This window comes from Calditrichota bacterium, assembly GCA_013151735.1.
In the GTDB taxonomy this organism is placed as follows: domain Bacteria; phylum Zhuqueibacterota; class JdFR-76; order JdFR-76; family BMS3Abin05; genus BMS3Abin05.
In genome coordinates this window covers 1-11,942 of record JAADHR010000084.1, presented here as the reverse complement: position 1 = coordinate 11,942, position 11,942 = coordinate 1, and the positions used below count along the sequence as shown (strand labels likewise).

At 47.4% G+C, this 11,942-nt stretch carries 14 protein-coding genes; all 14 read left to right on the top strand.

All coding sequences use genetic code 11. The annotated features are described in order from the left end of the window. Positions 1-792: DUF512 domain-containing protein (locus GXO76_05925; protein ID NOY77392.1), on the top strand; the 792-nt coding region annotated here is incomplete at its 5' end. Then, complete coding sequence (locus GXO76_05920) at positions 789-2,099, top strand: ribosome biogenesis GTPase Der (protein NOY77391.1); 1,311 nt, start codon at positions 789-791, stop codon at positions 2,097-2,099. The genes GXO76_05925 and GXO76_05920, both read left to right, overlap by 4 nt. Before the next feature lie 32 nt (positions 2,100-2,131). Beyond that, entirely contained in the window at positions 2,132-3,865 is a 1,734-nt protein-coding gene (locus GXO76_05915) for a hypothetical protein (protein NOY77390.1), read from the top strand. Between the two features lie 312 nt (positions 3,866-4,177). Next, positions 4,178-4,597, top strand: coding sequence for a flagellar basal body rod protein FlgB (gene flgB / locus GXO76_05910; protein ID NOY77389.1), 420 nt, complete (start codon positions 4,178-4,180; stop codon positions 4,595-4,597). A gap of 12 nt (positions 4,598-4,609) precedes the next feature. Next, positions 4,610-5,110 carry a flagellar basal body rod protein FlgC gene (flgC, locus tag GXO76_05905; GenBank protein ID NOY77388.1) on the top strand — a complete coding sequence of 167 codons (501 nt, stop codon included), beginning with the start codon at positions 4,610-4,612 and terminating at the stop codon, positions 5,108-5,110. A gap of 11 nt (positions 5,111-5,121) precedes the next feature. Then, a complete protein-coding gene (locus GXO76_05900; protein ID NOY77387.1) occupies positions 5,122-5,436 on the top strand; it encodes a hypothetical protein in 315 nt (104 codons plus the stop codon). Between the two features lie 7 nt (positions 5,437-5,443). Then, positions 5,444-5,746 carry a flagellar hook-basal body complex protein FliE gene (gene fliE / locus GXO76_05895; GenBank protein NOY77386.1) on the top strand — a complete coding sequence of 101 codons (303 nt, stop codon included), beginning with the start codon at positions 5,444-5,446 and terminating at the stop codon, positions 5,744-5,746. A gap of 18 nt (positions 5,747-5,764) precedes the next feature. After that, positions 5,765-7,300 (top strand): flagellar M-ring protein FliF, encoded by a 1,536-nt coding sequence (fliF, locus tag GXO76_05890; GenBank protein ID NOY77385.1) that lies wholly within the window; start codon positions 5,765-5,767, stop codon positions 7,298-7,300. Beyond that, positions 7,293-8,318, top strand: a complete 1,026-nt coding sequence (fliG, locus tag GXO76_05885) for a flagellar motor switch protein FliG (GenBank protein NOY77384.1) — start codon at positions 7,293-7,295, stop codon at positions 8,316-8,318. The genes fliF and fliG overlap by 8 nt, the downstream gene beginning before the upstream one ends. Further along, entirely contained in the window at positions 8,305-9,051 is a 747-nt protein-coding gene (locus GXO76_05880; protein NOY77383.1) for a hypothetical protein, read from the top strand. Before fliG ends, GXO76_05880 begins: the two co-directional genes overlap by 14 nt. Further along, a complete protein-coding gene (gene fliI / locus GXO76_05875; GenBank protein NOY77382.1) occupies positions 9,041-10,363 on the top strand; it encodes a flagellar protein export ATPase FliI in 1,323 nt (440 codons plus the stop codon). The genes GXO76_05880 and fliI overlap by 11 nt, the downstream gene beginning before the upstream one ends. Before the next feature lie 114 nt (positions 10,364-10,477). Beyond that, positions 10,478-10,933 (top strand): flagellar export protein FliJ, encoded by a 456-nt coding sequence (fliJ, locus tag GXO76_05870; GenBank protein NOY77381.1) that lies wholly within the window; start codon positions 10,478-10,480, stop codon positions 10,931-10,933. Continuing rightward, positions 10,912-11,523 (top strand): hypothetical protein, encoded by a 612-nt coding sequence (locus GXO76_05865; GenBank protein ID NOY77380.1) that lies wholly within the window; start codon positions 10,912-10,914, stop codon positions 11,521-11,523. Before fliJ ends, GXO76_05865 begins: the two co-directional genes overlap by 22 nt. Positions 11,524-11,536: 13 nt before the next feature. Beyond that, positions 11,537-11,942 (top strand): hypothetical protein (locus GXO76_05860; GenBank protein ID NOY77379.1); only part of this gene is annotated, 406 nt, incomplete at its 3' end.

Genomic DNA, 11,942 nt, shown 5'->3' with positions numbered 1-11,942 from the left:
CGGTTTCTCACGGAGCACGGCATCGAGGTGCACACCCAAATTGTGCTGTGTCCCGGAATTAACGATGGAAAAATTCTGCAAAAAACGCTGGACGATTTGAGGGCCTTATTCCCGGGTGTGCGTTCCACCGCTGTGGTACCGCTGGGTCTGACCAAGCATCGAGAGGGATTGACGCCCCTGCAGCCGGTAACAGATGCCTATGCTCAAAAATTTGTTCCGGAAATACAGGCCTATCAGGAGCGCTTTCTGAAAGAAATAGGCACAAGGTTTGTCTTTGCTTCGGATGAGTTTTTGCTTCGGGGCGGATTTGAAATTCCCGAGGAATCCTACTACGAAGACTATCCCCAGTTGGAGGATGGTGTGGGAATGGTACGGCTGATGCTGGAAAATGTGAAGGAGGTTGTTCCCCGCCTTCCGAAGCAATTAAAAGCCCCCCGGCACCTCACATGGGTCACGGGGCAACTGGCCGGCCCGATTTTACAGGATGCCGTCATTCCGCATCTAAAAAAAATTCCCAATCTGACCGTCCATTTGCTGCCGGTCCGAAATACCTTTTATGGGGATTCCATCACTGTTACGGGATTGCTGTCGGGGCAGGACGTCTATCGTGCTCTTGAGGAACAGAAAGAAAGTGGCCCTGTTTTTTTAACTGAAAAACTCGTTAATTACGACGGACTTTTCCTGGATGATTGGAAACCTGAGACGTTTGAAAGGCGTTTAAATCGAAAAATTCATTTCGTTGATGATTATTTTAGAAATTTACCCGATAGATTGAAAGAACTGGAGTTATGAAACAATTACCGATTGTGGCCATTCTGGGACGGCCCAACGTTGGAAAATCAACGCTTTTTAATCGTGTGATTCGGAAGCGGGAAGCCATTGTGCACGATATGCCGGGGGTGACACGCGACCGGAAATATTCAGAGGCCGACTGGTCGGGGCGAAGCTTTACCCTTATGGATACGGGCGGGTTTCTGCCGGAGAGCGAAGACGTTATGACCCGGGCAATTGCCGATCAGGTGGAGAAAGCCATTGAAGAAGCCGACGTGTTGGTTCTTGTGGTGGATGGCGAAGAAGGGCTGCATCCAATTGATGAGGAAATTGCCGTTATGCTGCAACGGACCAGCAAACCTGCGATTCTGGCCGTAAATAAGATTGACAGCAGCAAGCGTGAAAATAATATTTACGAATTTTTCAAACTCAATCTGGGCGATCCGATTCCGGTTGCGGCAATTTCCGGAAGGGGCTCCGGCGACCTTCTGGATAAAATTGTTTCTCTGCTTCCCGGACAGGCGACGGCTCAGGAGACGCATGCCATTCGTCTGGCTGTGGTAGGAAAGCCCAATGTGGGAAAATCGTCTTTTGTAAATGCCATTTTGGGGGAGGAAAAGGTCATTGTAACGGATATCCCCGGCACCACGCGGGATGCCGTGGATGTTCATTTTCAATATTACGATCAAAATTATGTTCTTGTGGATACCGCCGGTATGCGCAAGCGGGCCAAGCTGGATGAAAGTGTGGAATATTATTCTACCGTGAGGGCGCTTAGAACCATCGAAAAAAGCGATGTGGTCCTGGTCTTCATTTCGGCAGAAGAGAGTATTACACATCAGGACATGGCCATTATCAGCGACGTGATTAAGAAGCGGCGCGGGGTCGTTTTGGTCGTCAATAAATGGGATCTCGTTGAAAAAGATGAAAAGACCATTCTTCGATATGAAGAAGATATGCGAAAAAAACTCAGAAATTTGAACTACATTCCGATTCTATTTATATCCGCTCTTACCCGACAGCGGGTTTTTCAGGTCATCAATGTGGCGAAGTCGGTTTATCTGGAACGCCAAAAGCGAATTCCCACGTCAGAGATAAACGACGCTCTGGGTCCCGTTATCCGGGATAATCCCCCATTTGCAAGTGACGGGAAATTGTTGAAAATTCATTACGTAACGCAGGTAAAAACAGAACCTCCGTTGTTTGCGTTTTTTACGAACCGCCCTGAAAAAATTGGAGACAATTACAAACGGTTTCTGGAATCCAGAATTCGGGAGAAATTTGGCTTTATGGGCGTCCCCATTTCACTTATTTTTCGGAGGAAATAGGACACGTGTTCAGGAAACACCTTCTTTGGACAATGATCATCTTGAGCATGGCCGCAGGCGGCCTTTTTGCAAAATCCCTGCAAGTAAGCCTGGAAGAAGATTTTAAAAACGGGGAAATCAGCTATTCCCAGAAATTGGCCTATCAGGGATACTGGATTTTGGCGCCGGAAAAATTGCCCCAACGCTACCGGCGTCTGGGCTCTGTTCCGGCCAAGTGCGGAACCGAAATTCTGATGGAGCTCCGGCAAAATCTGCACAAAATGGATGCGGCCGATCAGGCCTTTTTCCAATCGCTCTTTCTGCGTCCGGTATTCCCGGCCACCACGTACATCTCACCCAAGGGGTATTTTAAACTCCACTATGCCACATCCGGCGTCAATGCCGTTCCTGCCGGAGACGAGAATGGAAATTCGATCCCTGACTGGATTGAGGAAGCGGGGAAAATCTTTGACCGCTGCTATGAATTTGAAATTGACACGCTTGGCTACAGAAAACCGCCCGTTGACAATCCCAACGATCCCCAGATTGATGTGTACATTCACAACATTAACGCCTACGGTTTTACAACCCCTGATTCTCAGTTTGTAGATAATGACCGAAATGTATCCAGCTACATTGAATTGGACAATGATTTCAAGGGCAGGGGATTTGCCACACACGGTTTGGATGCTCTCAAGGTGACGGCCGCCCACGAACTATTTCACGTGATTCAGTTGGGGTACATTGTTCGAAGCAAGGATTTTTATTTCTACGAAATGTCCTCCGTCTGGATGGAGGATCAGGCCTATAATTCCATTAATGATTATTACGCCAATTTGCCGGATTTTTTCAACAATACCAATCTTCCTCTAACCACTTACAATGGGGCTTACGAGTACGGTGCCACCGTGTGGCTGCACTTTTTATCCCAACGGTACGGGAGGAATATTGTGCGCGATATCTGGTCAGACATGCCCAACGAAAACAGCCTGAAGGCAATGAACCGGGCCATTGTAGCCGACGGAAGCAATTTTTCAACGGAATTTGGAACGTTTGCCATCTGGAACTATTTTACGGGAGAGCGCGCGGACACAACCAGATATTATGATGAAGGAAATCATTATCCGGAAATTTATGTGTCTCAGGTCATTCCTTTTGCGTCCGACACGTCCGTTTCGGGCAGTACCACATTCCTGACGTCCCATTATTGCAAATTTATTCCTCAGGAGCCGCAAACCTACCATTTAAACCAATCGTACAATGAACCCGCCCAGTGGGTCAGCGAAGCCATCGTTTCAAAAGATAATCGGTACAGTACCTTTCTCTTTCATCCGGATGATGGCGGGGATATTGGATACGTCCCGGCTCTTTCTGAAATTATTGCCATAGCATCGAATACGCAGTGTCCTGACAAATACGATTATGCCTCGAGCCTGCAGAAAAAGCGGGATTTCACCCTGCGGATTGTGCCCGGTAAGGGAAATCTCATTTACACCAATTCAATTAAAAAAATCTACCCCAATCCCTTTGTGGTGGGTCGTGACCATTACTTGTCCGTTGAATTCAATGTGGTAAAAAAATCCTACGTGGACTTTTCCATTCTGAGCGAAAACGGACGAACGGTTTTCAGGCGGTCTCTGGGCCGCGTGGCCAGAGGATTTCACTTCCGCACCATTGCCTGGAATGGCGAATCATCTTCGGGAAGCCTTTTGCCTTCAGGCGTTTATCTGGCTGTTATTTCCGGCGGCGGTGTGTTTATGCTGACCAAGATTGCCGTTGTGCGGTGAAGGGCGGGGCTGTTTGAAAAATAGGCCTCAGGATCTTCTTGTTGGGTGTTTGATACAGCCCGATTGTGCAAAAAGCGGGTCTGCGTTTTTTTGACCCATCACCCAAATTCATTTGCGTGTTTTCCTCCGGCGGGGAAAACACTGCCTGCCGATAGGTAAGAATTTCCCTTTTTATTGTCCCCTTTAAAACAAGTCTATTCTGAATCCAAATTTATCTCCATAAAAAACAATCCGATAAAATCGACATGGATGACCTGTTTTGTTTGGCACGTCCCTTGCTCTAAGGGTACTCTGAAAAATAGGAGTACCTTGATGATTTTGAAAAGCTTATTTTCACGTATTCACGTTCCCGTTTTAAAGCGCTCACTGGATGCGGCGTCGTTGCGTCAGACAACCATTGCCAGTAATCTGGCAAATATTGAAACGCCGAACTACCGCCGCAAAGAGGTTGTTTTTGAGTCTGAGCTTCAAAAGGCCCTGGATCCCGAAAAATTATCCGGGGTGGTAACGAATCCGAAACACATCCAAATCGGGAGGACGGATCTTAATAATGTTCAACCCAAAGTCATAGTGGACAAGACACGCACAAAGGCCAGTGGTGTGAACAATGTGGATGTGGACCAGGAAATATCGAGTCTGGCGAAAAATCAGCTTTATTACGCCTTTTCCGCAAAATTGATTTCCATTCAGTTCAATCGCATAAAAGAAGCCATCAATGAACGAACACGGTAAAGGAGGGGACCGATGAAAATTGCTCCCTTGTTTGCTTCCATTGACATCAGTGCGTCCGGGATGTCGGCACAGCGGCGAAAATTGAATGCGATCGCCAGCAATATCGCCAATGTTGAAACCACTCGCACCGAGAATGGGCAGCCCTATCAGCGAAAAATTGTGGTTACGAAAGAGGCGAAAGAATCGCTTCCCTTTAGTGACGTGCTTGCGGTGCGGGACGACCGGCTTGTGACCACGAATCCGTTGCACATCAACACTGTCTTAGATCCGGTTAATAACACAGATCCCGCCTCGGGCGTGGCCTCAGAACAAACCGTTCAAAAAAAGAATCCGTATCGTTTGGTGTATGATCCAGACCATCCGGATGCCGATGCCAGTGGTTATGTGCGCTATCCCAATATCAATATTGTTGTGGAAATGGTGGACATGATCACGGCTTCCCGGGCATACGAAGCCAACGCCATGGCAATCGAATCTGCAAAAACCATGGCCAAAAAGGCACTTGAAATTTAGAGAGGGATGCTATGAAATTGAATGCAATCTCAAATGCACCGTTGTATCAAAATCCAAAGATTCAAAAAAGCGGCCGTGTTGTCCCAAAGGACGTGCCAAAAACCGGCTTGGGCAAGAATCCAAAGAAACCTCCCGCCGAAAAATCACAGGGAACGGCTGCAAAACTATTCAGTGCCCAGGCAGAGAAAATTCTGACGGCAAAGGAAAAAGTTGAAATTCATTCAAAATTTAAGGCCCATTCTCAGCAGGATGTAGGCTATTCCCGAGGGGGACGTGTGAAAATGAATCCGGCCTATCTGGGTCAAAAACTCGATTTAAAAGGATGAGGTGCACATGCTTCAAAAGATACAGTCATTACCCGGCGGCGTGATACCCGGTGACGGAATTCAGAAGACAACCTTTCAAAAACCGGAAGGGGAAAGTTTCGACAACACCCTGAAAGGCTTTATTGATGAAGTTAATAAACTTCAGCTGGATGCCGGAGAATCCATTAATAAATTAGCGGCGGGCGAAATTAACGATGTCCACGATGTCATGGTTGCCGTTGAAAAGGCTTCTACAAGCTTTGAATTAATGATGCAAATCCGAAATAAAATTCTTGATGCCTATCGTGAAGTGATGCGGACACAAGTGTGAGGAGGACGTTAAAGGCCAATGGGTAATCAACTAAGAGTACTTTATTCACAGGTTAAAGAAACCTTTTTGAAGTTTGATAAAAGCAAACGATTTGTCATCGTCGGAACCGCGTTCGGAACCCTGATTTTACTGACTCTGGTCGTGTTATTTTCATCCAGGAAAGATTATCAGGTACTGTTTTCACAATTGGATCCTCAGGAAGCCGGAACCATTGTTGAAAAACTGAAAGCCGACAAGGTTCCGTTCAAATTGGAATCCGGGGGGACGACCATTTTAGTCCCTCGCAACAAGGTCTACGAAGAGCGCATTTCGCTGGCCAATCAGGGTCTGCCGGCCCAGGGGGGCATTGGTTACGAGATTTTTGATAAAAACAATATTGGAGCCACCGATTTTGTCCAGCGTGTTAATTATCAGCGTGCGCTGGAGGGAGAATTGGCCCGAACAATTTCTTCACTTAATGAGGTGAAGCGGGCCAGAGTACATCTGGTTTTGCCCAATGAAAGCCTGTTTGTTGAAGATCAAAAACCGGCCACTGCTTCGGTTACGCTTCAGCTCAGACCCGGAACAAAATTAAAAGACCAGCAGGTTCAGGGGATTGCAAATTTGGTGTCGTCGAGCGTTGAGGGGCTGCAGCCCGATCACATTACCATCGTCGATTCAAATGGAAATATCCTTTCCCATATTCTTGAAAAAGACGATACGCTGGGACTTACCTCTTCTCAAATTGCGCTTCAGGAAAAGGTTGAATCCTACTATTCCAGAAAAGTCCAGTCGCTTCTGGAGCAGGCTGTGGGAAGCGGAAATGCAATTGTCCGGGTGGCCGCCGATCTGGACTTCAACAAGGTACAGAAGACCTTTGAAAAATACAGTCCCGATACCACGGTGCTTCGCAGTGAAGAAACCAATTACCAGATTTCCCCGGGCGATACGGTCGCGGGGACAGGCGGGAAAGTTGAAAATCACATTCGCAACTACGAAATCAATAAAACGGTTCAGCAAGTTGTGCAGGGAGTGGGAACCATTCGAAGGTTGAGCGTTGCCGTTATGGTCGACGGAAAATATGTGACAAAAAAGGGGAAGGACGGAAAGCTCATTCAACAATACGAACCTCGTTCTGCAGAAGAAATGCAAAAGCTCACCCGCGTTGTAAAGAGTGCCATCGGGTTCAGTACAAAGCGCCATGATGACATCAATGTTGTTAACGTGGCATTTGACAGAAGCTTTCTCCAAAAAGAACAGGCCGCCTTTGCCCGGGCAGAAAAGCAGGCGTTTTGGGCGGGGATTATTCGAAAAGGATTGTACGGCCTTTCGTTTCTGTTCGTTCTTTTTGGCCTTATGAAGATTATTCGAAGTTTTAAAACGGAAATTCGTCCCTTGCGGAACACGGAATTGCCTTTTGGGGGGGAAGAACTGGTTCAGGAAATTCCGATTGAAACCCAGAAGAAAATCCAGATTCAGCAGAAGGTAGCCAATCTGACCAGTGAAAATCCGGACGGAGCAGCGAAGCTGTTGAAGGCCTGGCTGGTAGATGAAGTTGAGGAGGAAAATGCCTAAATTAGCCTTTAAAAATCTTACGGGGCGCCAGAAAGCGGCGATTCTCCTGGTTGCAATTGGTGTGGACGCAGCCACGAAAATTTTTAAAAATTTAAAGCCCGCGGATGTAGAGGTGTTGACACAGGAAATCGCCAATCTGAAAACGATTCCGTCAACTATTATTCATGGCGTCATTGAGGAGTTTTACCAGATGCTGCTTTCGCAAAACTTTATTTCGGATGCGGGAGAAGACTACGCCCGGCAGGTGCTGGAACGCGCGCTTGGCGAACAGCAGGCGGAAGAAGTGTTGCGAAAATTAAAAAACATACGAACGGTTGAGCAAAAGGGCTTTAAGCGTTTGGAAGATGTCCCGAAGGATCGGCTCATTAACTTTTTGGAGAAGGAACACCCGCAAACTGTGGCCGTGGTTTTGGCGCATCTGGATCCGGGAAAAGCGGCAAAAATTTACGATGAATTCTCCCAGGAATTTCAGGTAGAGGTGGCCTATCGTTTGGCCCAGCTGGATCAGATTTCCCCGGAAGTTATCGGGGAAATTGAGGGATTTATCGATGCGAATTTTAAGGGGGAAATCATTCGGGAAATCGGTGAAATTGAGGGGGAAAAGGTCATTGCTGAATTACTGAATCAGGCCGGCAAAGTGACTGAAAAAACGGTTTTGGAAGGGCTGATACGGGTCGACCCGGATTTGGCTACGCAGATCAAGAATCTCATGTTTACATTTGATGATTTGATTTTGGTTGACAACCGCTCGATGCAAAAGATTCTGAAAGAGGTCGATTCGAAGGAATTGAGCCTGGCCATGAAAGCGGCTTCGGAAGAAGTGAAGGCAAAAATCTTTGGAAATATGTCGGAACGGGCAGCCAATATGCTGAGAGAAGAATTGGAATTCATGGGCCCGGTCCGTGTAAAAGAGGTGGAAGAGGCCCAACGGCGCATCCTGGCCATTGTGGCCAATCTGGAGGAGAGCGGGGAAATTGTAATCCACCGTACCGGCGGAGAGGAGGATGTCATTGTTTAACCTGCGTTCCGGTCACGTTCTCAAGAATTTAAAAATAGAGGCAACTCAAGAACCCTTTGAGCGGTTTGATTTGCTTGAAGATGAGCTGCTTGATGACTTTCGGCCAGAGACCGATTCGGCACATTCAAAGAAAGAAACGGTCGAAAAAACGCGGTCAGACGAAGCATCTTTCTCACAAGCAGGGATTAACCTGGATGAATATATTCCCAAGGAGGAAGTTGACCGGCGGGAGAAAACGGCATACCAAAAAGGATTCCATCAGGGGAGAGACGAGGGCATTCGAATGGGACAGGAGGAAATCCGTCCCTACACACAGGCGCTTCAGACCATTTTGAGGGAATGGGAAGAGCGGAAAGAAACGCTTTTCAGGGAAAACGAAGTGGCGATTGTCCAATTGGCATTTGAGATTGCCAAGAAGGTGGTTCATCAGGAAATCTCCATTAATCCTGATCTTATTCTGTACGTTGTTCGTGAGGCCTTGAAAAAGATTAATCAGGGGAGTTCGCTTATCATTAGGCTTAATCCGGAAGATGTCGCTGTTTTTGAGAGAGGAATGAAGACATATCTACCGGAAATCAAACAATTTACAGATGTTCAAATTGTTTCCGAAAAATCAATTGAAAGAGGAGGGTGTATCTTGGAGTCAGACTCCGGGATTATTAATGCCGAATTGGATGTCCAGCTGCAAAAAATTGAGGAATCCCTGTTGGAGGAAAAGCACGATGAACAGTAGCCCCCAGCGGGACTTTTTGGCTCACTACACCAGACGCTTGAAGCGGGTCGATCCAATTGTTCAGATCGGACGAATCTACCAGATTATCGGGATGATTATGGAATCCATTGGTCCCCGCGTCTCGTTGGGCGATTTGTGTACCATCCGGCCGACAAATGGAAATGAGGAAGGGCGTGCAGAAGTCGTGGGGTTCAGGGAAAACAAGATTCTCCTGATGCCTCTAAACGATATTTCCGGATACAGCCCGGGTTCTGAGGTCATTGCCACCAACGAAGACCTGAATATCGGAGTGGGGGAGGATTTGCTGGGCCGCATCCTTGACGGATTGGGCGAGCCGATTGACGAGAAGGGACCGGTGGATTACAGTGAAAAGCGATCCATTTACCAGACGCCTCCCAATCCGCTGAGCCGCCCGCCGATTCACCGATCCATTGGAACAGGCGTAAAGGCGATTGACGGGCTCATTACACTGGGGCAGGGGCAGCGCATGGGGATTTTTGCGGGCAGCGGCGTTGGTAAAAGTGTGCTGCTTGGGATGATTGCACGAAATACCTCGGCCGACGTGAATGTAATCGCCTTAATCGGTGAACGGGGACGCGAGGTGCGCGAGTTTATTGAGCGGGACCTGGGTGAAGAAGGCCTCAGGCGCTCCGTTGTTGTAGCGGCCACATCCGACACCTCCCCTCTGGTGAGAATTAAGGGGGCCTTTACGGCTACAACCATTGCCGAATATTTTCGGGATCAGGGACTTAATGTGCTTTTGATGATGGACTCCGTTACACGCGTGGCCATGGCCCAGCGGGAAATTGGCCTGGCTGTGGGAGAGCCGCCGGCTACCAAAGGCTACACGCCGTCCACTTTTACTTTGCTGCCCCGCCTGCTGGAACGAGCCGGAAATTTTACGGATGGCAGCATTACCGGTCTGTATACGGTACTGGTTGAAGGGGATGATTTAAATGATCCCATTGCGGATTCCGCCCGCTCAATTCTGGACGGGCACATTGTGCTTTCGCGTGATTTGGCCAATCGGGGACACTATCCGGCCATCGATCCTTTGCAAAGTATCAGCCGGGTCATGCCTGAGGTGGTGGAAAAAGATCATCTGAAAAAGGCGAGAGAATTCTTGCATTTGCTTGCCGTATATCGGGAAGCGGAGGATCTGATAAACATTGGTGCCTACGTGAAAGGGAGTAATCCGAAAATCGATCAGGCTATCGAAAAAATTGATGACCTTAATAAATTTCTACAGCAGGATGTGGCTGAAAAAGGATCTTTCGATCACATCGTGGATGCATTATTCTCGATTGTGTGATCCAAAGGATTTGTGGCCGTTAAAACAAGGACACAAAATATTTTAGTCGACTGAATACCCAAAAGAGCAGGTGGTTTTCTTCGCAAAGAAAGTGCAAAGTCAGGGAAAATCCGGGTGAAAAAATTCAAGTTTAAGCTGGAAAAATTAGAAAACAGCAAACGGCATTTTGAACAAAAAGCGGCCTTTCAATTGGCTGAAAAAATAAGGCTGCAGAATTTTGAGGAGATGAAATTGAAGCAGCTCCGGAAACTGGAGCATGATATCATTCAGGAAATGACCGAAAAAAGTGTTTTCAAGGCGACCGAAATGGTCGTCTATTACACGTACTTAAATCAAGTTCGAAAGTCAAAAAAGGATCAGGAATTGCGCCTTGATAAGGCTAAAGATGAAACGGAACAGGCTCGTTTGGAACTGACGCGGATCTCGCAGGAAAAGAAAATTCTGGAAAAACTACACGAGAAAAAATTTAAAGAATATATTTACGCCTTCAATCAGGAAGATCAAAAAGCAATTGACGAATTGGCAACCCAGGGCAAGGTACGAAAAAAATGGCAAATACAGGCTCAGTAAAAGACTCAGAAAAAGGCGCTTTAAAGGGATTGGCATTCGGCTTATTCGGCTTTTCCGTATCCTTTTTGGCCGTGCTGGTGGTTACCTATGTGGCCCTTTACGGGCCTGAGCTTCCGGTGACGGTGAAATGGCGGACGGAAGTCGTGACGGGTGAGGAAATCCGCCTGCAAAATCTACAGCACACAAAAAAGGCGCTGCAGGATTCGGTGAAGGTTCTTAAGAATAGCATCCGCGAAATGCAGGTTTCCATCAAGGAAATTCAGAAAAAGTACAAAAAAATCCAGGCAGATTACCGGAAATTAGCCGCCCGAAAGTCCATACTCAAAACCAGGGTAACGGTTTTACAGACAAAAACAGACAGCCTGAATAATGCCCTGACTCGGGAACAGGTCACCCGCATTCAGCGCGTAGCTAAAATGCTAAAAACGATGAATGGACAAAAGGTCGGCAAATTTCTGCTGAGCCTGGACAACAAGACCATCTTAACCCTGCTGCAAATTAGTCCTGAGAAGCAGGCGGCAACCATTCTCAGTGCACTGGAACCGTCCCGTGCGGCCGCGTTAACGCAAAAATATGTTTCACTCAATTAATCCGGAGAAAACGATGGGAGTCAACTCCTTTATTGCGCTTTTTGGAATAAAACCGGAGAAGGAAAAAGCCGGTTTGTCCGCTTCCCTTGTGTCAAATCAGAGGGGGCACGGGGCGGCTCAAAAACTCTTTTCCAAACTTCTTGTGAAAATCCAGGGTTTTTCCGCGTTCAATAAAAAAGAGGCATCCGCAACCAGGCAATCGAAATCCGCGTTACACCTGCCCGCTCATGCCTTAAAACAGGTGCCCCCGACGGATGAACCCCTCTCGCAAAAGGACTTTCTGGCAAAATTGGCCATGGGAAGCCTGCATCCGGTCTCATTCGACGGGTCGGAAATCAAATCGGACACACCGGCTTCTCTTATTAAAAAAACGAAAGCGACAGCCAAATCCGCCTCTCTTTCCCTTCCGGGAGGGAAAC

Bases quoted from the DNA above. Each gene is read 5' to 3' on its own strand.
- GXO76_05865 (NOY77380.1), top strand. From the start codon at position 10,912: ATGGCAAATACAGGCTCAGTAAAAGACTCAGAAAAAGGCGCTTTAAAG.
- fliG (NOY77384.1), top strand. From the start codon at position 7,293: ATGCCTAAATTAGCCTTTAAAAATCTTACGGGGCGCCAGAAAGCGGCG.
- fliF (NOY77385.1), top strand. From the start codon at position 5,765: ATGGGTAATCAACTAAGAGTACTTTATTCACAGGTTAAAGAAACCTTT.
- fliI (NOY77382.1), top strand. From the start codon at position 9,041: ATGAACAGTAGCCCCCAGCGGGACTTTTTGGCTCACTACACCAGACGC.
- fliE (NOY77386.1), top strand. From the start codon at position 5,444: ATGCTTCAAAAGATACAGTCATTACCCGGCGGCGTGATACCCGGTGAC.
- GXO76_05920 (NOY77391.1), top strand. From the start codon at position 789: ATGAAACAATTACCGATTGTGGCCATTCTGGGACGGCCCAACGTTGGA.
- GXO76_05880 (NOY77383.1), top strand. From the start codon at position 8,305: ATGTCATTGTTTAACCTGCGTTCCGGTCACGTTCTCAAGAATTTAAAA.
- GXO76_05915 (NOY77390.1), top strand. From the start codon at position 2,132: ATGATCATCTTGAGCATGGCCGCAGGCGGCCTTTTTGCAAAATCCCTG.
- flgB (NOY77389.1), top strand. From the start codon at position 4,178: ATGATTTTGAAAAGCTTATTTTCACGTATTCACGTTCCCGTTTTAAAG.
- flgC (NOY77388.1), top strand. From the start codon at position 4,610: ATGAAAATTGCTCCCTTGTTTGCTTCCATTGACATCAGTGCGTCCGGG.
- GXO76_05900 (NOY77387.1), top strand. From the start codon at position 5,122: ATGAAATTGAATGCAATCTCAAATGCACCGTTGTATCAAAATCCAAAG.